Genomic DNA, 22386 nt, shown 5'->3' with positions numbered 1-22386 from the left:
ATAAATAATCACCAATTAAAAACAATATTTTGACAAAGGATTGATGAATAATGGAAGCTAAGACGAATTTAAAAGAGCTGGCAAAACTTTTTTTAAAACTGGGTATAATTGGTTTTGGTGGTCCTGCGGCTCATATTGCGATGATGCGGGAAGAAGTTGTTGTGAAAAGAAAATGGCTCACCGAACAACATTTTCTGGATTTGATAGGCGCGACCAATTTAATTCCGGGGCCTAACAGTACTGAAATGGCTATTCATATTGGGCATGAAAAAGGAGGTTGGAAAGGTTTGCTTATTGCAGGACTTTGCTTTATTCTGCCGGCGGTTTTTATAACAGGAATTTTTGCATGGCTTTACAAACAATACGGGCAAATTCCGGAAGTACAGCCTTTTGTTTATGGAATCAAACCAGCCATTATTGCCATTATTCTTGCGGCTGTTTTTCCATTAGCCAAAAAATCATTGAAATCATTCGAACTGCTAATTATTGGGCTTATCGTTTTAAGCTGTTCCTTGCTGAATTATAATGAAATTTACCTGATGTTTGGAGCCGGTTTTCTGGCTTTGTTCCTGTCTTACATCCGTAACAGGAAATTGGAAAATAGGAATAGTGTTTTTCCTTTAACTTTTTTGCAAATAAGCAATGCCGCATTTTTTTCGGCAACCAACTCGAATCTGTTTTTTATATTTCTAAAGATTGGTGCTATTCTTTATGGCAGTGGTTATGTTTTGTTTGCTTTTTTGGATACCGAATTAGTCGCAACAGGACTTTTATCAAGACAACAACTGATTGATGCTATTGCGGTGGGACAGTTTACACCCGGACCCGTTTTTTCTTCAGTAACGTTTATTGGTTATCAAATTAATGGATTCTCAGGAGCTATTGTTTCCACTATCGGAATTTTTCTGCCTTCTTTTGTTTTTGTAGCCTTGTTGAATCCTTTGGTTAAGAAAATGCGAAACTCAAAAATGTTTTCCGTTTTTTTAGATGCGGTAAATGTGGCTTCGGTTGCTATTATTGTTGCTGTTTGTATTGCTATGGGCAAAGAAACTATTACCGACTGGAAAACCATTTTTATAGCCGCTTTGAGTATTGTAATTGCATTTGGTTACAAAAAAATAAACAGTGCATTTGTTGTTCTCGGCGGTTCTTTATTGGGTTATTTGTTGACTTTAATTTGAAAATTTTCTTGAAATTACAATTTTCTAAATCTTAATGATTGTTTTACTCATCCCCAGCTTTTGCTACTGATTCCTGATTCATCAGCGTTCCATAACTTTTTCAAAACCTATAAAAACAAAAAACCCGAACTCTAAGAATTCGGGTTTTGTGGTACCTCCAGCCCCGAAGCTTCGGGGGAACCAGGGACATGTTATAATTTTCTTTTAGAAAGAATATCTTTCAGAATAGATGGATTGGCTATTATTTTCTCATTAAAGATTTTGCTTTTCATTCTTTTGATGAAGTTCTCAAGATATATTGCTTCGTCTTTATCTTTGCAATTAAAAGTTAAAACAATTTTCCAGTCATTAGCAATTTTGGTAAAAGAATTTGAATAATAATGGTTTTGATGTTTCAAAAGACGTTCTTCCATATTATTGGTTTCTCCAATATAGAATTTTTGAGATGATTCTGAGAAAAGAATATACAAGTAATGCATATTAAAAATAGATTAAAAACAAAAAACCCGAACTCTAAGAATTCGGGTTTTGTGGTACCTCCAGGGATCGAACCAGGGACACATGGATTTTCAGTCCATTGCTCTACCATCTGAGCTAAGGTACCTTGCTTGTTGCGGGTGCAAATATAGAACCATTTTTAATATATCCAAAACATTTTTATGAAAAAATCTATTTGTACCTTCGTGCTATCAAAATGTAAAATATGATAGTAACTGTTGATGTGGGGAATACCCGAATTAAAGCGGCTGTTTTTGAGGGTGATACCATTTTACAGCGTTTTGTTTTTGATAAAACAGCTCTTGAAAAAAACATAAAAAATATTTTAGAAAAATTTGGAGCAATAGTTTGTTTGGTAGTTTCTTCGGTTGGAGATGTTGAAAAAAACACTTTTTTAGCATTCGAAAAAAAGCTTAAGGTTCATTTTGTATCGCATCAGGATGTTTTTCCGTTTATTAATAATTACGAAACGCCCAAAACCTTAGGAATCGACCGCATGGTGCTGGCTGCCGGAGCTACTTTGTTATATCCTAATCAAAACCGATTGATAATTGATGCCGGAACCTGTGTTACCTATGATTTTGTCGATGAAAACAATGTGTATCAGGGTGGTGCAATTTCTCCGGGAATGCGATTGCGGTATGAATCCATGCATAACTTTACAGCAAAATTGCCATTGCTGACTCTGGAAAGTCCCGAATCTTATGTGGGGAAATCAACAACTCAGGCGATTCATTCCGGAGTGGTCAACGGATTGGTCTATGAAATTGACGGTTTTATAGATGAATATAAGGCTGCTTGTAAAAATATTATCATAATTTTAACGGGTGGTGATGCAGATTTTTTGGCTAAACGATTAAAAAATACCATATTTGCCAATTCAAATTTCCTTTTAGAGAGTTTGAACCAAACATTTCAATATAAAATCAAAAATGATTAGAAAAATTATAACAAGCTTTTGCTTGCTTTTGTCTTTAGCTTCTTTTGCTCAGGAGGGAACTGCTTCGCCTTATTCTTTTTACGGAATTGGAGATGTGCGATTTAAAGGAACTATCGAAAGTCGTTCGATGGCTGGTGTGCAGGTAGAGCAGGACAGTATTCATATTAATTTAGATAATCCGGCGAGTTTTTCTAATCTTAAGTTGACCACTTTTACTGTGGGAGGAACTTACAATCAAACAACATTAAAAAACAGCAGTGCTTCTGAACAGGCTAAAAGAACCACCTTTGACTATTTGGCAGTTGGATTGCCTATGGGAAAATTAGGAGTAGGGTTTGGTTTGATTCCATATTCTTCGGTTGGTTATAAAATAACGAACACTTCAGATGAAGCAGGAGGGTCAAATACTCGTGATTTTGGTACGGGAGGAGTAAATAAAGCTTTTTTTGCTGCGTCTTATAAATTGTTTCCTAATTTAAGTTTAGGTGCTAATGTGGAATATAATTTTGGTCGTATCGAAACTACTAATTTGCAATATATCAACGGAGTTGTTTTAGGAAGTCGAGAATTGAACAGAGCTGATTTATCAGGTGTAAACTTCAATTTCGGGGCTTTATATCAGGCAAAATTGACTAAAAAACTGAGTTTGTATGGAAGTTTGAGTTATAAATTAGAAAGCACACTGGCTTCTGATAATACCCGAAACAGAGATGTTGTTAGTCTTAATTCTGATTTTGATGTGACTTCGGTAGAAGCATTGGATGAGGAAAAAGAATCAGAAGATTTGACTTTGCCAAGTGAATTAAGATTTGGTTTAGGTATTGGAGAATCTAAAAAATGGTTGGTTGGAGCGCAAATTATTTCAGCTAGCCAAGGTGATTTAGCAAATACCTATAATTCTCTTAGTAATGTGTCTTATGAGAAAGCAATGAAATATAGTTTGGGAGGTTATTTTATTCCTAATTATAGTTCGTTTTCCAGTTATGCTAAGCGAATAGTTTACAGAGCAGGTTTGAAATATGAAGAAACCGGTTTGGTTGTTAATTCTCAGTCCATAAAAGATAAAGGTGTTAGTTTAGGATTTGGATTACCTATTACAGGAAGTTTTTCTAATATCAATCTTGGTTTCGAATTTGGAAAACGTGGAACGACTTCTGCTGGTTTAATTCAGGAAAATTATGTAAAACTTAGTGTTGGGCTTTCGTTTAATGACAGATGGTTTGTGAAGAGAAAGTTTGATTAATAAGGTTTTGAAAAAATGTTTTCGTACTTACCTTATTCTGTTTAAAACTATGTTTGTAGTAAAAAAAAATAAAATGTTCACGGTAGTCACGGCCTTAGCTGTGACTCTGTTTTTTGGGTGTGAAAGTAATTTTAAAAAAGTACAGCAAATTAATTTCACTGAGTTTACTCCAACAGGAGATGCCGATAAAGTGCATCTAAAATATACTGATTCAGGCTTGATAAAAGTGGTTTTGCTTAGTCCAAAAATGCTCGATTATGCTACCGTTGATTTCCCCTTTACCGAATTCCCTAAAGGAGTTGATGTTACTTTGTATGATAAGAAAGCTAAAAAAACCAGAGTAACATCTAATTATGCGGTTTCTTATAAACAAACTAATATTGTTGATTTGCAGGGAAAAGTAAAAATTGTTTCTCAGGACGGACAAATGTTAGAGACCGAACAATTGTATTACGATCAAAAAAACGAATGGTTTTTTACCGAGAAAAAGTTTAAATTTACTGATTTAAAAGGAGCTTCAAATGGTCAGGGAATTGATTTTAGCAAAGATTTTAAAGTAATTAATTCGCAAAGAATAACCGGTGAAGTGCAAACCGCCGAATAATCATTAATTTTTATACTATGAGTTTTTTAAAATATACTCCTTATGTTTATCTTATTTTGGCAGCTTTTTTTATTTATGATGCTGTTGAAAAATGGAATGTCGAGAATGCAACACCTGTGTTGAGTCTTTTAATGGCAGGCTTAGGGATTTTTATGTTTTTCTTCAGAAGGAGATTTGCTAAAAAAATGCAGGACCGTAACGGTAAATCGTAATTTATGGAAATTAGTATTATAATTTTATGTCTAATACTATCTGCATTCTTTTCAGGGATGGAAATTGCGTTCATCTCTTCCAATAAAATTTATCTCGAACTGGAGAAAAAACAAGAAGGTTTTATCTCCGGCATACTCACTAAGCTTACCGAAAAACCATCTAAGTTTATAGCTGCAATGCTTATTGGGAACAATATAGCATTAGTGGTTTATGGTTTTTTTATGGGAGATCTCATTATGGAATGGGTAACTTCTTTCAGTTACCATTTTTCAGATTTTTTGAGTTTGTTTATCCAGACAATCATCTCTACTATGATTGTTCTGATAACAGCAGAGTTTTTACCCAAGGTTTTTTTTCAGATTTATTCCAATAATTTGATCAAGTTTTTTGCTGTTCCGGCCTATGGTTTCTATTTGTTGTTCTATTTTATTTCGACGTTTTTAATTTGGGTTTCCGATTTTATTTTGAAGAAATTCTTCCGAACCGAAGGCGATCAGGTTCAGTTGTATTTTTCGAAAGTAGAATTAGGGAATTATATCACCGAGCAAATGAGTACGGTGGAAGATGATGAGGAGGTAGATTCGGAAATTCAGATTTTTCAAAATGCACTGGAATTTTCAGGAGTGAAAGCCCGCGACATCATGACACCAAGAACCGAGATTGTAGCGGTGGATTTGTATGATTCGGTGGCTGAACTCAAAGAGTTATTTGTGGAAACAGGTTATTCTAAAATTGTAGTTTATGAGAATTCATTGGACGAAATTGTAGGTTATGTGCATTCGTTTGATTTGTTTAAGAAACCCAAACACATCAAATCAGTAGTTATTGCTGTCGAATATGTTCCTGAAACCATTTATATTAAAGATGTCATGGATTTGCTGACTAAAAAGCGAAAAAGTGTTGCGGTAGTTTTAGACGAATATGGTGGGACCTCGGGTATTATTACTGTGGAAGATATTGTCGAGGAACTTTTTGGAGAAATCGAAGATGAACACGATTTGGACGAAGAATTAATTGAAAAAGAACTCGAAGAAGGGAGTTATCTTTTTTCCACGCGTTTTGATGTGGAGTATTTGAATCAAACCTATAAATTTCAGATTCCGGAAAGTGATTCTTACGGAACTTTAGGTGGATTTATTGTCGATTTTACAAAAGAAATTCCTCAAAAAGGCGATGTAATCACCATTGGGAACTATCATTTTGTGATTGAAGAAGCAACAAATAAAAAAATTGAATTAGTAAAAATGACGGTAAAAGAGTAATTTTTTTAGAAAAGTGAAAAATCTTTTAAAATAAAACGTTACTTGTATTGTTATTAGCGAGATAATTGTATTTTCGCAAACTGAATATAAAATTAACAACAATAAAAATGGCAGTTTTATCAAAAATTAGACAACGATCCGCTTTAATGATTGCAGTAATTGCACTGGCTTTATTTGCATTTCTAATAGGTGATTTGTTTCAGAGTGGTACATTTAGCAGTACTTCAAAAGATGTAGGAAGCATCAATGGAAAGGATATTTCATTTGAAGATTTTAGACTTAAAGTAAGTGAGGTTGAAAAAAGTGGTCAGGGAATCACTGCTACAGCTGCAGCTAACAGAGTTTGGGAACAAGAGGTTTCTGTTGCTTTATTAAGTTCTGAATTTGATAAATTAGGATTAAGAGTAGGTGAAAAACACATCATTGAAATCTTAAAAGCTGACCAAAATATAGGTCAAAATCCAATGTTTTTGAATGCTGCAGGCATGTTTGATTTGGCTAAATTCAAAGAGTATTTTAAAGCAAATCCAGCACAGGCCGAATTTTTGAAACAAAGAGAAAAAGATGCTGAACTAAATGCAAAATACCAAATTTACAGCAGCTTAATTCAGGCAGCTTCTTATACAACTAAGGCTGAAGGTAAATTGAAATATAAAATGGAAGCTGATAAGGCTAACTTCTCTTATGTTGGAGCATTGTTTTCTTCAATCAAGGACAGTGAAGTAAAAGTAACTGATGCTGAGATTTTAGAGTACATGAAGAAAAATGAAAAAAGATACAAAGCTGAAGAATCTCGTTCGGTAGAATATGTTTTAATCGAAGATAAACCATCTGCAGCTGATGTAGCAGAAGTTAAAACCAGAGTAAATGCTTTGTTGTCAGGAAGTGTGGTTTACAATCAGGCAACAGCTAAAAATGATACTTTAGCCGGATTTAAAACAGCTGCTAACGTTGTTGAATTTGTAAATTCAAATTCAGACATTCCTTATGATTCAACTTATGTTGCCAAAAAAGATTTGCCTGCTGTAGATGCTGACAGATTATTTAATTTGGCTCCGGGTGAAGTTTACGGTCCTTATGTTTTTGGAGATTACTATTGTATTTCAAAATCTTTAGGAAAAAAATTAGGCGTAAATGCTAAGGCAAGCCATATTTTAATTAGCTATGAAGGAGCTCAGGTTCCTAATCAAAGAGAAAAGAGAACTAAAGAAGAAGCAAAAATAAAAGCAGAAGAAGTATTAGCTCAGGTAAATGCTAATCCGGATAGTTTTATGATGTTGGCTTTCCAATATTCTGATGATTCATCTGCACAACAAGGTGGTGATTTAGGATATTTTGGTCCAAACCAAATGGTAAAGCCTTTTAATGATTTTGTATTCAATAGTGCCATTGGAAAAATTGGTTTAGTAGAAACTAATTTTGGATTCCACATTATTAAAGTTACTGATAAGCAGGACGGAATTCGTTTGGCTACTGTAGCTCAAAAACTGGAAGCTTCAGAATCGACTTCAGATGAAATTTTTGCTAAGGCAACTAAATTCGAAATGGAGGCAGCTGATAAAGATTTTAATAAATTGGCAAAAGAAATGAAACTTGCTGTAGTTCCTGCGGTTTCAGTAAAAGCAATGGATGAGGCTTTTGGTGCTTTAGGAAATCAAAGAAATATCATTAGATGGGCATTTGAAGATGGTACTAAAGTGGGTTCAGTAAAACGTTTTGAAGTAGCCAATATTGGTAACGTAATTGCAACAGTTAAAAATATTGATGATTCCGGTTTTGCTCCAATTGATCAGGTTAGACCATTCATTGAAACGAAATTAAAGAATGCTAAAAAAGCCGAATTATTGAAAGCTAAAATGAGTGGAAGTTCATTGGAAGCTATTGCTAAGGCTACAGGAAGCAAAGTAGAGCAGGCTGTTAATGTTACTTTGGATAATCCGGTATTGAACGGAGGAGTTGGTCAGGAACCAAGAGTAGTAGGAAACGCATTTGCTTTGGCTGCTAACAAAATCTCAGCTCCGATTGAAGGAAATACAGGTGTTTATGTAGTTAAAACTACAAGTATTGTTAAAGCTCCGGCAGTAAAAGATGTTGCTCCTTATGTAGCAAAAGTAAAAGCACAATCAGCAGGAGATGTTAACAGAGTTTTACCAGCTCTTAAAGATATTGCGGATATTAAAGACAACAGAAAATTATTTAATTACTAGTTTTTTTATTAGTTAGATTAATTTTAATTTCACATAAAAAAAAAACCGATACAATTTGTATCGGTTTTTTTTATCCGTCACTTCGAGTGATTTTAAAAAGTAATGCGACAGCTTTACTGTTTAAAATTGTATCGAGAAGTTTTTTGTTAATAGTTCTCGATACATTTTATTAAAAAAGTTGTTACATTTTTAAATAAAACACTCGAACAGACGAAGGTAAATCTTTATTTAAATTAACATCGAGTTTCTAAATATAAACTATTGTAAATTATTTGCTTGATTCTAATATCATATCCTTGTACGGCAGGATAGTATCAAAACCTTTAGATTTAAAATAAGTAACAGGGCTTACTTCAGAAACGACCATGATGAAATCCCCACCCCAGGCCCCGAGGCTTTTTATTTCGCCCATAAAATCAGAAAACAGTTTTTCTTTTACGGTTACAGTTTCTAAAATATGACTCATTGTGGCTTCATGTTTCGCAATGGCATGTGCTAGTGCAGTATCATTTTTAGCATGAATAATTTCGTGGGTTAGTTTGTCTATTTTGGCAATATCTTTTTCAATATCACCGGACTTGTTGTTTTGGTATTTGGCTATAGCCGTTTTGCTGTTTTGCTTTTTATTTAGATAAACAAAATAAATTTTATCAGCATAATTAGGTTGAAAGTGTACTGTTTCTACCTTTGGTTTACCGTGTTTTAATTGGTATGTAATCGGGCTGTCATTTTGTGCGCAGGCGATGTCATAACCGCTGCCTCCAAAACTATTGTTTAATAATTCAAAGGCATCAATTTTGAGCCATTGCGCCATATTGTTGATAAGCGTGGAAGAAGTGCCTAATCCCCATTTTTTCGGGAAAGTCAGTTCGGTACTTATTTTATATCCTTTTTCCTGATTTAAAAAGACATGATCTAGAAGATAGGCTTCATGTAAGATCTGTATTAAAGTATTTTTTATAGATTCAATTTCGGTGTTTTTAGGTTCTTTTATTTCTGAAAAAAGGATTTCCTCTTCAAACCAAATACTGCCATCGGCATCATAACTGGTCCATTTTATTTCCTGATAGTCGCCTTCTTCAATAATTAAATTTTGCCCAAATTTAGTTGGTAATGCTAATGCTTTGGCTCCGTCTAGTACCAAATATTCAGCGGTAATTAATAATTTTCCGTTGCTGTAAAATGTTTTTTTTGTATCCATTTTTCGAATTGAATTAAAATCGCTGTTTTGTTATTTTCTAATGCTTTCAATAAAATTCACGACTCCGCTATGTGATACCACATGATTTTTGAAGTGTTTTTGTACCAAAGTACGTTCTTCAGCGGTGGCTTCAAATTGATTCAAAATATTGTTTAGGTGCATTTTCATGTGTCCGTCCTGAATTCCGGTTGTAGTCAGTGAACGTAAAGCGGCAAAGTTTTGTGCCAGTCCGGCAACGGCTACAATTTCCATTAATTCTTTAGCAGATGGATTTTCCAGCATTTCTAATGAAAGTTTTACCAAAGGATGCAAACTCGTTAATCCGCCCACAGTTCCTAAGGCTAACGGAACTTCGAGCCAAAAACTGAAAATACCATTTTCTATTTTAGCATGAGACAAACTGCTGTAATGCCCCGCTTTGGCTGCATAAGCATGAACTCCCGCTTCAACGGCTCTGAAATCATTACCTGTAGCCAGAATGACAGCATCAATCCCGTTCATGATTCCTTTGTTATGCGTTACAGCTCGAAAAGGTTCTACTTCGGCAATTTTTACAGCCTGAACAAAACGTTCTGCAAAAAGTTGCGGATTTTCAATGTGTTTTTCGGCTAATTCTTCTACAGGACAGGAAACTTCTGCGCGAACAATACAATTGGGAACATAGTTCGAAAGAATACTCATCACCACTTCGATGTTTTTTTCTTCCTCGGTAAAAATTTCATAAGCCTGCGCTTCCGATTTTAAGATGTTAGCAAATTGTTCCAAACAGGAGTTGATAAAATTAGCTCCCATGCTGTCTTTGGTTTCAAAAGTAGCATGGAGTTGGAAATAATTAGCCAATAGAGTGGTTTTGTCTTCGAGTGTAATGTCCAGGATTCCGCCGCCACGTTGTTGCATGTTTTTGGTCAGATGTTCTGTTTCTGAAAAGAATTTGGCTTTGGTTTGTGTAAAAAACAAATCCAGTTTAGAAACATCTCCTTTATACAAAAAATGAACCTGACCGATTTTTTCGGTATTTATAACTGTGGTTTTAAATCCGCCACGACTTGCCCAAAATTTAGCCGATTTAGAAGCTGCAGCCACAACCGAACTTTCTTCGATAGCCATTGGAATCGTATGGTATTTTCCGTTGATAAGGAAGTTAGGAGCAACACCCAGTGGGATATAGAAATTACTGATGGTGTTTTCTATAAATTCATCGTGTAATTTTTGGAGTTTTTCGTCGCTGTTCCAGTATTTTTTTAATAATTGGATGGCATTTTCCGGATTGGAAAAATAGGCTGAAGCTATCCAGTTTATTTTTTCTTCTTTTGATAATTTAGAGAATCCTGCTACGGCTTTGTTCATTTTCAATGGATTATAGTGTAATGTGGCGCAAAGATACGTTTTAGCCTTTTTATTTGCCATTAATTTAGTGTCAATAATAACATATATTGTTATTTTACGAATTGCATTTAAATGAATTTAATGTGAGATAATTGTGATTTTTTTATTAAAATTGAATACATTTTATTTATACCTCAAATTATGAACTATAAGTTACTGCCCTTCGTTTTATTTTTGTTCACTTTTACTGTTTTTGGACAACAAAAAATAACCGTTGAATCAATTTATCGCGGCATGTTCCGGACTCAGGATATGGATGAATTACATTCGTTAAAAAAGTCTAATCAATACACGGTTTTGAATTACAATGGGTCGGATCTATCCACGCAGATTGACTTGTATGATTTTGCGACTTTACAAAAAACAGCCACGATTATTGATACTAAAGATCATAAAGGAATGCCGGCTATTGATAGCTATACTTTTGATTCGAATGAAAAAATGCTGTTGTTGGCCTGTAATACTTCGCCAATTTACCGTCGTTCCTCAACAGCCAATTATTATTTATATGATATTTCGAAAAAAGAATTGGCTGAATTGTTCAACTTCCAAATTCAGGAACCTGTTTTTTCTCCTGATGGAACGAAGATTGCTTTTGCCAGAGAAAATAATTTATATGTTTACGATATAGCTTCGAAAACAACTACACAGATTACGACTGACGGAAAGAAGAATGCCATAATTAACGGAATTTGCGACTGGGTTTACGAAGAAGAATTTGAATTTGTAAGGGCTTTTGATTGGTCAAAGGATAGTAAAAAGATTGCGTACATCCGATTTGATGAATCACAGGTGCCTGAATTTTCAATGAATATTTTTAGCCAACAATTGTATCCTGCTAATCAAACTTTTAAGTATCCAAAAGCAGGGGAGAAGAATTCGGAGGTTTCGTTACATATTTTTGATGTGACTTCGAAAAATTCCAAAACGGTGAATTTGAGCAATTATTCGGATTTTTATATTGCCAGAATACAATGGACTAATGATGCCAATGTTTTGTCGGCTCAGGTTTTGAACCGTCATCAGGATAATTTAGACTTGTTGTTTATTGACGGAAATTCAGCGGCTAAAAAAGTGGTTTTGAATGAAAAAGATAAGGCTTATGTTAGTGTAACTAATAATCTCACTTTTCTAAAAGACAATAGTTTTATTTGGACAAGCGAAAAAGATGGATTCAATCATATTTATTATTACGATAAAACAGGAGCGTTAAAAAATCAGGTGACTAAAGGAAACTGGGAAGTGACTGCTTTTTACGGATTGGATGAAAAAAACAATACTGTTTTTTATCAATCAACCGAAAATGGTTCTGTCAATCGAGGTGTTTATAAAATAGGATTGAAGGGAAATAATAAGGTGGCTTTGTCAAATGAATTGGGAACAAATGAAGCAGCTTTTAGTCCCAATTTTGAATATTATATTCGTACTTTTTCAAGTGCAACTCAGGCTACTACTTATACTTTGAACGAAGCTAAATCAGGCAAAGAATTAAAAATAATACAAAATAATGCTTCGCTAACCAGCCGACTAAAAGAGTACAATTTACCAGCTAAGGAGTTTTTTGTTTTAAAAACCGAAAAAGGAAATGAACTGAATGCCTGGATTATCAAACCAAAAGATTTTGATGCTTCTAAGAAATATCCTGTTTTTATGACGCAATATTCGGGTCCTGGTTCGCAACAGGTGGCTAATCAATGGAATTCTCTTGATGATTACTGGTGTTTGATGCTTTCGCAGCAAGATTACATCATTGTTTGTGTGGATGGCAGAGGGACCGGTTTTAAAGGGGCGGCTTTCAAGAAAGTAACCCAATTACAATTAGGGAAATACGAAGTGGAAGATCAGATTGATGCTGCTAAAGTGATAGGGAATTACCCTTATGTGGATAAAAGCAGAATTGGGATTTTTGGCTGGTCTTACGGCGGATTTATGGCTTCCAATTGTATTTTGAAAGGAGACGATATTTTTAAAATGGCCATTGCAGTAGCTCCGGTGACGAATTGGCGTTTTTATGATTCGGTTTATACCGAAAGATACATGCACACACCACAGGAAAATGCGAGTGGATATGATGATAATTCGCCTATTAATTTTGCTAATCGCTTAAAAGGAAAATATCTGTTGATTCACGGCAGTGCCGATGACAATGTGCATGTTCAAAATTCGATGGAAATGATGAATGCCTTAATTCAGGCGAATAAACAATTTGATTCTCAAATTTATCCCGATTGCAATCACGGAATTTACGGTGGAATGACCCGAATTCAGTTGTTCAATAAGCTGACGCATTTTATAAATGAAAATCTGTAAATCAAATTAAGAGTCTGTTTAGATTTCTTTAAAAAAAGAAATTTTCTTTTCCCCTCCCTAAAGGGTGGAAAATTTCTTAAAGATTCATCAAAATTACACCCTTTAGGGACGGGAAATTAATTTTGATGAATTTTAAACAGATTCTAACAAGTTAGAATTTTAGAACTATATTTGGAATAATTTTTTTTTGGAACCTGAAAATACCAACCTGCTAACACCTTATTTATGAATCAAGATACGCCAAATGATTTTTTTAAAAGTTCTGTTTTAGGACATCCTGCGGGTTTATTTGTGTTGTTTTTTACCGAAATGTGGGAGCGTTTTTCCTATTATGGAATGAGAGCCTTATTGGTTTTATTTTTGACAACTTCAATTGCTAATGGCGGTTGGGCATGGAAAGTGGAAGATGCGATGGCATTGTACGGAACCTATACTATGGTGGTTTATTTTACGCCAATTATTGGAGGATTTATCGCAGATCGATACATAGGTTATCGCTGGGCGGTAGTAATTGGTGCTTTTGTAATGACCTTAGGGCATGCTGCTATGGCGGTTGAAACACCAACATTTCTATACATTGGTATTATTTGTTTGATGATAGGAAATGGTTTGTTTAAGCCAAATATGACTTCGATTATTTCAAATGCTTATGAAAAACATCCGGAAAAAAAAGACGGAGCTTATTCTTTATTTTATATGGGAGTGAATGCAGGAGCTTTTTTAGGAATTATGCTTTGTGGTTATATTGGTGAAAAAGTCTCTTGGAGTTTAGGATTTGGATTGGCAGGAATATTTATGTTTTTTGGAATGTTACAATTTTATTTCACTCAGAATATTTTTGGAAATATAGGATTGCCGCCTACATCGGAAACTAAATTAGCAATTAAAGAAAAGGAAGCGCAAGAAAACGTTGCTCCAAATATTATTAGAGACCGAATAATTGCAGTGTTTATTTTTTCTGTTTTTTCTGTTTTCTTTTGGGCTGCATTTGAGCAGGCGGGAGGTTCGATGACTATTTTTGCTGAAAAATTTACACAACGGGAATTGTTTGGTAATACAGCTTGGATTTTTAAAATCACCGATGCTTTATTGACCATTATTCCGTTGATGGTAATTAGTTATGTTTTGTTAAAATTATTTTCAAAAACTGTAAAAGAGTATGCTTTAGGAAATGGTGTTTTATCGTTGAGTTTCATTATAATTTGGGGAATTGTAATCTGGAAAATAAACAGAGATTTTTCAACAACAGAGACTGAGGTTCCTGCTTCCTGGTTCGGTATTTTGAATTCGTTGTTTATTATTTGCTTTGCTCCGTTTTTTTCAAAATGGTGGGAGAGTAAATACAATATTTCAGGACCAATGAAATTTGGACTTGGACTGTCTTTGTTAGGATTAGGTTTTGGATTTTTAGCCTACGGAAGTATGGGAATTACTGCTGATTCAGTTGTAAGGGTGAGTATGGTCTGGCTTATTGCGGCTTATTTGTTTCATACTTTGGGCGAATTGTGTATTTCGCCAGTTAGTTTGTCTTATATCAGTAAGCTGGTGCCGGCAAGTTGGATTGGGATTATGTTTGGAGTCTATTATCTGTTTTTAGGAATGGGGAATAAACTGGCGGGTTCTATGGGAGGATTAATTGAAACGATTACTGAGCAATACAGTTTGTCTACTTTTTTCTTAATATTTACAGTTATCCCAGTAGGATTAGGTGTTATTATGGTATTGCTTTCTCCTTTGATGAAAAAAATAATGCACGGTGTCAGCTAGAGTACATTTACTGGTGTTATTTTTGTGTAAATTTGTTCAAAATAAATCTCAATTATGAAAAAAATATATATTATAGCCGTTTTCTTTATAGGTCTTGTTGCAACTCAGGCTCAGGAACTAAAATGGCATACAGATGTTAAAGAAGCAATGGCAATTGGAATTAAAGAAAAGAAACCTTTGTTGTTGTTTTTTACCGGAAGCGACTGGTGCGGCTGGTGTATTCGTTTGCAAAAAGAAGTTTTAAAAACTCCTGAATTTTCTAAATGGGCAAAAGAGAAAGTAATATTAGTAGAATTAGATTATCCCAGAAGTGTACCGCAAACTCAGGAGCTTCAACAACAAAACTACGGATTACAAAATGCTTTTGGAGTACAGGGATATCCAACCGTTTGGTTTGCAACGCCTCAGTTTAAAGATGGAAAACCAAGTTTTGGCGGTTTAGGAAAAACAGGTTATGTAGCTGGTGGTCCGGTGGCCTGGTTGGAAGTGGCTAACGGAATTTTAAATCAGAAATAAAAATACAACTTAGTTTAATTGGAAGAATCCCTTTTCGGCAGTAGCGTGAAAAGGGATTTTTTGTTTGTTACAACTCGCTTTCCAGAGTTTTAAAACGCTTTTGTAATTAGAGCCATCGGCAATAACTAATTTTGGTTTTAAAGATAATAACATGCGTTCCAGATTGATTTTTGGACTTTTTGTTAATAATACAATGTCCGCTTTGATGTTTTTTGGAAAAATACCAACACTATCCAAAATAAGGATTTTATTCCCCTTAAAATAAGCCGTGTGATTGAGTAATTCCTGCTTTTTCAGCTGAGCGAAATTGCCAAGCAAATAGGAATTGAGTGTTTTGTTTTTTGCAACAGCATTATCATTTGAGTAAATAATTGCTTCATTTCCGTTTCGTTGCACAATGAGTGTTTTCTTTTTTTGATGAAAAACAATCCATTCTTCCTGATGTTGAATCTGCCATTTGTTCCATAAAAATACCGATTGTAATGTGAGTATAGCGCATAAAACAATTAGGAGTTTATTAAAGTGCGGTTTTTTTAGCCAAATGATTATTGATAAAATTAAAAGATAAGAAGCTGTGAGTAATAGAAAATTAAACGGTATCTCTTTGATGATAAATTGCTCGAAAGAAGCAATGGTATTGATGATTTTGTTTAGTAAAAGAATACTCCATTCTAAGGGTTTTGTTAGCCAAAATTCGGTAAATCCTATTGCAGCAAATGACATCACAACAACGCCTACAAACATAATTATACTAACCAGCGGAATCACAGCCAGATTAGTGATGAAAAACAATCCCGGGAATTGATGGAAATAATACAAACTTAATGGCAAAGTGCCTATTTGTGCTGCAAATGAAACGGTAATGATATCCCAGCCGTATTTTGCAATTTTATTTTTCGGTTCCCAATAAGAAGCTAAAATGGGTTGAAACCAAACGATGAAAAACACCGCCAGATAACTGAGTTGAAAGCCTACATCGAATAAAAAATACGCCTGAAAAAGCAATATCAGCAGAATCGAAACTAATAAAGTGTGGTAAATATTGACGCTTCTTCGAAGGTGTAATCCAATAGCAACAAAGGAAAACATTACAACTGAGCGGACTATGGATGGTGATAAACCTGCAATTAGGGCAAAAAGGAATAAGTTGGTTAGTGTTGCTGTTAATTTTATAAAAGAGCCTTTTCGGGTATTAGGAATAGGGCTTAACAGGAATTTTATAAGCAGAAAAATAAACCCCACATGTAAACCCGAAACCGATAAAATATGTACTGCTCCGGCATATTGATAATCCTGAATAATATCGGGGTCAATGTCCTGTCGTTGGCCTAAAATCAGAGCGGATGCAACGGCTAAAGTGGTTTTGTCAAAATGCGATTGTTCTAAATTGTGGGTAATTCGGGAATTGAGTTTGGCAACATAAAACCAAATGTCTTTTTTTATTTCAGTACTGATTTTAATAGTTGCCCGACGGGTATATAACTGCGCATAAATTTGTTTGCTGTTGAGATAATTGCCGTAATCAAATTGATTGGGATTGTCGGGCTTTTTATTACGTTGTAACTGTCCTTTGATGTTGAGTATTGTGCCAATTTGAAATGGATTCAATTGGGCTTTTGGAATGTTTAACAATATTCTTCCGCTGTAATTTTTGTTGTCGATCGATTGAACTAAGGCTATGTAACGTTCGTTATAAAGACTGTTTTTTAATTTTTCTCTGAGAATTAGTGTAATGCTGTGTTCTTTTTCAAAAACAGTTTTGTGATTGCTGTAATTGTTTTTTTGGAAAGAATCGGTTTGAATCATTAAACTGCTCATCCCGATTAAAAGGGAAATAAAGTAGGTGAGAATCGAGCAATACGTTTTTGTGTTTTGGTTGGTTTTTGTTCCAAAAAACAAAATGTTTAAAAGAATTAGGAATACCAAAAGAAGTCCGAAAACCCATTTTGGATTGAGTGAACAATAGAAAGCAATCAGGATTCCCAGCAGGAAAGCCAATGTAATTTTTGCCAAAGGAAATTCGAGTACTTTCATAATTCTAAAGTACGATTTTTCGGCAATAAAATATTTTTTTTAAGGCAAAATTCTGTTAAGCTGACTAAAAGCTCTTTCGTAGTAAGCTTCTTTAGTTGAAGATATTATAACGCCTCTGGAAGTCGAAGCGTGTATGAATTGAAGTTCGTCGTCTTTGGCTTCAACAACAATACCTACGTGGTTGATTTTACTTCGATTATTGGTTTTAAAAAAGATTAAATCGCCTTTTTGTGCTTTCGAAATGTTTTTTCCTAAATCGATTCCTATTTTGGCCTGTTCGGCTGAACTTCTGGGTAATTTAATGTCAAATTGATTAAAAGTCATGAAAACTAATCCCGAACAATCAAAACCGGCTTTGGTTGTTCCGGCTGCTTTGTATGGCACACCAATGTTTTCGGTAGCAGAATTAATTATTTTCTCAGCAAGACGAGTTGATGATGTAGCGGTTGCCCCAGATGTTGATTTACAGGAAGTGAATGCAATCGGAAGCAGGATGATAATCAATAAGGGTTTTAAAAGTTGTTTAAGCATTCAAATCGGCAATAATTAATTGAGCTGTTTTTTCGCTGGCACCTGTTCCTCCTAATTTTTGTTCTAAAGCGTCGTATTGAGCCAATAGATTTTCACGATATTCAGTATCCAGTATTTTAGTTAACTCTTTTTTGATGTTTTTAGTATTGCAATCGTCCTGAATTAATTCGGTTACCACTTCTTTGTCCATAATCAGGTTGACTAATGAAATGTATTTTAAGGTAATAATGCGTTTTGCAATTTGGTACGAAATAGAACTTCCTTTGTAGCAAACTACTTCCGGAACTTTAAAAAGTGCCGTTTCTAAAGTTGCTGTTCCTGAAGTTACTAAGGCCGCATGAGCAATTTTTAATAAATCATAGGTTTTATTAGAAATGAATTTGATGTTTTTGTTGGTGATAAAACTCTCGTAAAAAGCAAATTCCTGACTCGGAGCTCCGGCAATTACAAATTGATAATCCGGGAAATCATCAACTACGCTTAGCATTACCGAAAGCATTTTAGTAATTTCCTGTTTTCTGCTGCCGGGAAGTAAGGCAATAACAGGCTTTTCGTCTAAATTGTTTTCAGCTCTAAAAGTCGCTGCATCGATTGGTTTTTGATTTTGAATAGCATCAATCAACGGATGTCCCACAAATTCCACGGGATAATGATGTTTCTTTTCGTAAAAGTCTTTTTCGAAAGGCAAAATCACATACATTTTATCCACATCTCTTTTGATGGCCTTGATTCGGCTTTCTTTCCAGGCCCAAATTTGTGGCGAAATATAATAATGGGTTTTAATTCCTTTTTCTTTAGCCCATTGGGCAATGCGCATATTGAAACCCGGGTAATCAATAAAAATAATTACATCAGGCTGGAATTGTGAAATATCATCTTTGCAGATTTTGATATTATTTAAAATGGTTTTTAAATTAAACAACACTTCCACAAAACCCATAAAAGCCAAATCGCGATAGTGTTTCACTAAAGTTCCGCCAACAGCCTGCATTAAATCGCCGCCCCAAAAGCGGATTTCAGCTTTTTCATCTTCTTTCAGGAGTGCTTTCATTAAATTCGAACCGTGTAAGTCGCCCGATGCTTCTCCTGCTATAATGTAGTATTTCATTGTTGCTGTTTAATTAAAAATCGAAATCAAAATTAGCTATTCCATTTTCAGGAATCAAATAAAGCTTTTAATTTATTCGTTCCAGTTCCAGGTGTTGAGTTGTTTTGTTGCGTGGTAAGCAGTTAAATCAAATTGCACAGGAACAATGGAAATATAACCGTTTTTCAACGCCCATTCGTCGGTGTCTTCGCCCTGATCCTGATTTACAAATTCGCCCGATAACCAGTAATAATCACGTCCTTGTGGTGTCTTGCGTTTGTGGAATTTTTCCATCCAAAGTGCTTTCGCCTGACGGCAAATCTTGATTCCTTTGATTGCTTCTCGTTTTAATTTCGGAAAATTAACATTCAAAACCACATCTTGTGGCAGTTTGTTTTGCAATGTTTCCAGTGTTATTTTTCGAATAAAAGGCTTGATTTCTTCAAAATTAGCATTCCAGTCAAAATCTAAAAGTGAAAAACCAATGGCAGGAATTCCTTCGATTCCGGCTTCAATGGCAGCACTCATCGTTCCTGAATAGATTACGTTTATAGAAGAATTGGAGCCGTGATTAATACCCGAAACACATAAATCAGGTTTTCTTTTCAGGACTTCGTTAGTGGCAATTTTGACACAATCGGCCGGAGTTCCTGAGCAGCTGTAAATAGTAATGGCATCGTTTTCGGTCGAAATGGTATTGAGATATAAAGTTTCGTTGGTGGTAATGGCGTGTCCCATTCCGCTTTGCGGTTTGTCCGGAGCTACCACTACAATTTCTCCAATTTCCGACATCACTTCAATTAGTGTTTTGATTCCGGGAGCCGAAACACCATCGTCGTTAGTAATTAGTATCAGGGGTTTATTAGTATTCATGGGGAGTAGATTATTTGATTTTTTGGACTTTAAAAAAGCATAAAGTACTACTTTTTTGAACAAAGTAAACAAATTTTATTTAGTTGCATGATTATTGCTATTAAGAAAAAAACAATTTTATATCTTTAACAAAAAATTATGGAAGCCTTATCATTGTTGGCTTGGTTTTTCCTGTAACTTAGTTTAAAAAATTAGATGAATACTATTATTAGTCTTATGAAGAGAAATTATAAAATACTTCTTGTCGTTGCATTTTTATCGGTAACCTTGTTTGCTTTTAAAATAAATTCGGCTTCTGAAACCAATCCTGATAAAGATAAGCTACTTTTAGAATTATTAACTTTTGTGATTGAGAAAGGACATTATAGTCCATCGGCAATAGATGATACTTTTTCTAAAGGTGTTTACAAAGATTATATTCAGGCATTAGATCCATCGAAACGTTTCTTTTTGCAGTCGGATATTGATGAATTTTCAAAATACGAATTACAACTTGACGATGAGTTGATGAATAAAGATTTGACTTTTTTTACATTAACTTATGAGCGTTTGATGCAAAGAATGAAGGAAAGCCAGGGTTTTTATAAAGATATTTTAAAGAATCCTTTCGACTATAACATAGACGAGACTTTCAATACCGATTATGAGAAAGCACCTTATGCTAAAACGGATGCCGAATTAAAAGAACGCTGGAGAAAACAGTTAAAGTTAACTACACTTTCTTCATTGACGGATCGTTTAAAAATGCAGGAAAATAAAGGGAAAGTTACTAAGGATGTAACTGCAGTTCCATTGAATCCATTGGAAGAAGTTGAAGATAATCCGGTTACAACTCAAAAAGAGACTACGGCAGCAGACAGCAAACCAAAATCTTTTGAAGAGTTAGAAAAAGAAACCAGAGAAAGTACTTCTAAATCTTTGGATGAGTATTTTGGATTTATGAAAGATTTGGATCGTAACGATTGGTTTTCGGTATATATCAATTCGATTACTGCTCGTTTTGACCCTCATACTAATTATTTTGCACCTGAAGAAAAAGAACGTTTTGATGTAAGCATCAGCGGAACATTAGAAGGTATTGGAGCTCGTTTGCAAAAGAAAAATGAATATACTGAAATTTCTGAGTTGATTTCGGGCGGACCGGCATGGAGAGGAAAACAACTGGAAGCCGGTGATATTGTGATGAAAGTAGCACAGGGTGAAGGTCAGCCGGTAGATGTAGTAGGAATGCGTCTGGATGATGTTGTGAAGAAGATTAAAGGACCAAAAGGTACCGAAGTTCGTTTGACTATCAAAAAAGTGGACGGAACGATTAAGGTCATTTCGATTATCAGAGATATTGTTGAAATTGAAGAAACCTACGCTAAATCAAGTATCGTTAACAAAAACGGATTGAAATACGGAGTGATTTATTTACCTAAATTCTATATCAATTTTGAAAATAAAGACGGTAGAGATGCCGGAAAAGACATTGCTCTGGAAGTAGAACGATTGAAACAAGCCAAAGTGGACGGAATTGTTTTGGATGTGCGTGATGATGGAGGAGGTTCATTATCTACTGTTGTGGATATAGCCGGATTATTTATAGAGCAAGGACCGATTGTTCAAATCAAATCGGCTGGCAGAAAGAAAGAAGTTTTGTATGATAAAGATAAAAAGATTGAGTGGGACGGACCATTAGTAATTATGGTCAATAGTTTTTCAGCTTCAGCTTCTGAGATTTTGGCAGCAGCAATTCAGGATTACAAACGTGGAGTTATCATTGGAAGTAAACAAACTTACGGAAAAGGTACGGTTCAAAATGTGATTGATTTGAACCAGTTTGTACGCAGTAATGAGTTAGGCGATTTAGGAGCATTGAAAACAACTACTCAAAAATTTTACAGAATTAATGGTGGTTCTACACAGCTGGAAGGGGTAAGCAGTGATATTGTAATGCCGGATCGTTATTCTTATTTAAAAATGGGAGAACGTGATGTTGAAAATGCAATGCCATGGGATAAGATAGATGCCGCTGATTATAATGTTTGGAATAACAACAGTAATTTTGCAAAAGCAATTTTGCACAGTAAAGAGCGTATTGCAGCTAACCCACAATTCAAGTTAATTGAGGAAAATGCAAAATGGATTGATACCCGTAGTGAAGAAAATGAGTACAGTCTGAACATTGATAAATTCAGAAAGGCACAAACGGCTATTGAGGAAAAAGCGAAGAAATTCAAGCCTATTTCTGATTATAAAAACAATTTAAAATTTACTTCTTTGCCTTATGAAATGGAACAAATGGGGAAAGACAATATTTTAAAGGAAAAAAGAGATCGTTGGCATGAAAGTTTGGCAAAGGATATTTATGTAGAAGAAGCTTTAAATATTTTGGATGATTTACAAACCAAAGTGAATTTGAAAAGCAATACGATTTCGGCTAATAAATTAAAAAAAGAAAAGCTAGCTAAAACAAATTAGAAATAAGTACTAATATAGTAACGCTCTGGAAATTGGATTTAATTTTCAGAGCGTTTTTTATTTAAAGTAA

The 22386-nt window shown here is 34.6% G+C and carries 18 protein-coding genes and 1 tRNA gene; 11 read left to right on the top strand and 8 right to left on the bottom strand.

The genetic code is table 11. From position 1 onward, the window contains the following. Positions 1–50 precede the first annotated feature (50 nt). Positions 51–1181, top strand: a complete 1131-nt coding sequence (gene chrA, locus IEV84_RS01155; protein WP_188491611.1) for a chromate efflux transporter — start codon at positions 51–53, stop codon at positions 1179–1181. Positions 1182–1372: 191 nt separating this feature from the next. On the opposite strand, the gene IEV84_RS01150 is transcribed toward chrA, so the two are convergent. After that, entirely contained in the window at positions 1373–1660 is a 288-nt protein-coding gene (locus IEV84_RS01150) for a GIY-YIG nuclease family protein (protein ID WP_188491609.1), read from the bottom strand. A 52-nt stretch (positions 1661–1712) separates the two neighbouring features. Further along, positions 1713–1785 (bottom strand) — tRNA-Phe (locus IEV84_RS01145). A 99-nt stretch (positions 1786–1884) separates the two neighbouring features. Between IEV84_RS01145 and IEV84_RS01140 the strand changes: the two genes are divergently transcribed. From IEV84_RS01140 to IEV84_RS01115, 6 genes are all read left to right on the top strand, one after another. Next, on the top strand, positions 1885–2619 hold the full coding sequence (locus tag IEV84_RS01140; protein WP_188491607.1) for a type III pantothenate kinase: 735 nt from the start codon (positions 1885–1887) through the stop codon (positions 2617–2619). Continuing rightward, positions 2612–3862, top strand: coding sequence for a BamG family beta-barrel-assembly machinery protein (gene bamG / locus IEV84_RS01135; RefSeq protein ID WP_188491605.1), 1251 nt, complete (start codon positions 2612–2614; stop codon positions 3860–3862). The genes IEV84_RS01140 and bamG overlap by 8 nt, the downstream gene beginning before the upstream one ends. 73 nt (positions 3863–3935) lie before the next feature. After that, the gene (gene lptC, locus IEV84_RS01130) at positions 3936–4466 is read left to right on the top strand and encodes an LPS export ABC transporter periplasmic protein LptC (protein ID WP_229732562.1); all 531 of its coding nucleotides are present in this window, start codon (positions 3936–3938) and stop codon (positions 4464–4466) included. A gap of 17 nt (positions 4467–4483) precedes the next feature. Further along, positions 4484–4678, top strand: coding sequence for a DUF6526 family protein (locus IEV84_RS01125; RefSeq protein ID WP_188491601.1), 195 nt, complete (start codon positions 4484–4486; stop codon positions 4676–4678). Between the two features lie 3 nt (positions 4679–4681). Beyond that, positions 4682–5941 (top strand): hemolysin family protein, encoded by a 1260-nt coding sequence (locus IEV84_RS01120; protein ID WP_188491599.1) that lies wholly within the window; start codon positions 4682–4684, stop codon positions 5939–5941. 107 nt (positions 5942–6048) lie between these two features. After that, complete coding sequence (locus IEV84_RS01115; RefSeq protein WP_188491597.1) at positions 6049–8148, top strand: peptidylprolyl isomerase; 2100 nt, start codon at positions 6049–6051, stop codon at positions 8146–8148. A gap of 268 nt (positions 8149–8416) precedes the next feature. Here IEV84_RS01115 and IEV84_RS01110 read toward each other — a convergent pair whose 3' ends face one another. Together IEV84_RS01110 and IEV84_RS01105 are read right to left on the bottom strand one after the other, a co-directional pair. Further along, positions 8417–9349 carry a GYDIA family GHMP kinase gene (locus IEV84_RS01110; protein WP_188491595.1) on the bottom strand — a complete coding sequence of 311 codons (933 nt, stop codon included), beginning with the start codon at positions 9347–9349 and terminating at the stop codon, positions 8417–8419. A gap of 30 nt (positions 9350–9379) precedes the next feature. After that, a complete protein-coding gene (locus IEV84_RS01105; RefSeq protein ID WP_188492940.1) occupies positions 9380–10696 on the bottom strand; it encodes a hydroxymethylglutaryl-CoA reductase, degradative in 1317 nt (438 codons plus the stop codon). A gap of 180 nt (positions 10697–10876) precedes the next feature. Between IEV84_RS01105 and IEV84_RS01100 the strand changes: the two genes are divergently transcribed. The 3 genes from IEV84_RS01100 (at position 10877) to IEV84_RS01090 (ending at position 15328) form a co-directional block, all read left to right on the top strand. Then, a complete protein-coding gene (locus tag IEV84_RS01100; RefSeq protein ID WP_188491593.1) occupies positions 10877–13045 on the top strand; it encodes a S9 family peptidase in 2169 nt (722 codons plus the stop codon). A gap of 225 nt (positions 13046–13270) precedes the next feature. Beyond that, positions 13271–14812 (top strand): peptide MFS transporter, encoded by a 1542-nt coding sequence (locus tag IEV84_RS01095; protein ID WP_188491591.1) that lies wholly within the window; start codon positions 13271–13273, stop codon positions 14810–14812. 54 nt (positions 14813–14866) lie between these two features. Beyond that, the gene (locus IEV84_RS01090) at positions 14867–15328 is read left to right on the top strand and encodes a thioredoxin family protein (protein WP_188491589.1); all 462 of its coding nucleotides are present in this window, start codon (positions 14867–14869) and stop codon (positions 15326–15328) included. A gap of 9 nt (positions 15329–15337) precedes the next feature. Here the strand turns inward: IEV84_RS01090 and IEV84_RS01085 are convergent, their stop codons facing one another. From IEV84_RS01085 to surE, 4 genes are all read right to left on the bottom strand, one after another. After that, positions 15338–17362 (bottom strand): ComEC/Rec2 family competence protein, encoded by a 2025-nt coding sequence (locus IEV84_RS01085; protein ID WP_188491587.1) that lies wholly within the window; start codon positions 17360–17362, stop codon positions 15338–15340. 39 nt (positions 17363–17401) lie between these two features. Further along, on the bottom strand, positions 17402–17893 hold the full coding sequence (locus IEV84_RS01080) for a C40 family peptidase (RefSeq protein ID WP_188491584.1): 492 nt from the start codon (positions 17891–17893) through the stop codon (positions 17402–17404). Next, a complete protein-coding gene (gene lpxB / locus IEV84_RS01075) occupies positions 17886–19001 on the bottom strand; it encodes a lipid-A-disaccharide synthase (protein ID WP_188491582.1) in 1116 nt (371 codons plus the stop codon). Before lpxB ends, IEV84_RS01080 begins: the two co-directional genes overlap by 8 nt. Positions 19002–19073: 72 nt before the next feature. Then, positions 19074–19853, bottom strand: a complete 780-nt coding sequence (gene surE, locus IEV84_RS01070) for a 5'/3'-nucleotidase SurE (protein ID WP_188491581.1) — start codon at positions 19851–19853, stop codon at positions 19074–19076. Positions 19854–20048: 195 nt separating this feature from the next. Between surE and IEV84_RS01065 the strand changes: the two genes are divergently transcribed. Beyond that, positions 20049–22316 carry a carboxy terminal-processing peptidase gene (locus IEV84_RS01065; RefSeq protein WP_188491579.1) on the top strand — a complete coding sequence of 756 codons (2268 nt, stop codon included), beginning with the start codon at positions 20049–20051 and terminating at the stop codon, positions 22314–22316. The last annotated feature ends 70 nt before the right edge of the window (positions 22317–22386 follow it).

The sequence above is a fragment of the Flavobacterium palustre genome (genome assembly GCF_014639535.1).
GTDB classification, from domain to species: domain Bacteria; phylum Bacteroidota; class Bacteroidia; order Flavobacteriales; family Flavobacteriaceae; genus Flavobacterium; species Flavobacterium palustre.
The sequence above is the reverse complement of the archived record's forward strand: the minus strand, read 5'-3'. Positions and strand labels throughout refer to the sequence as shown.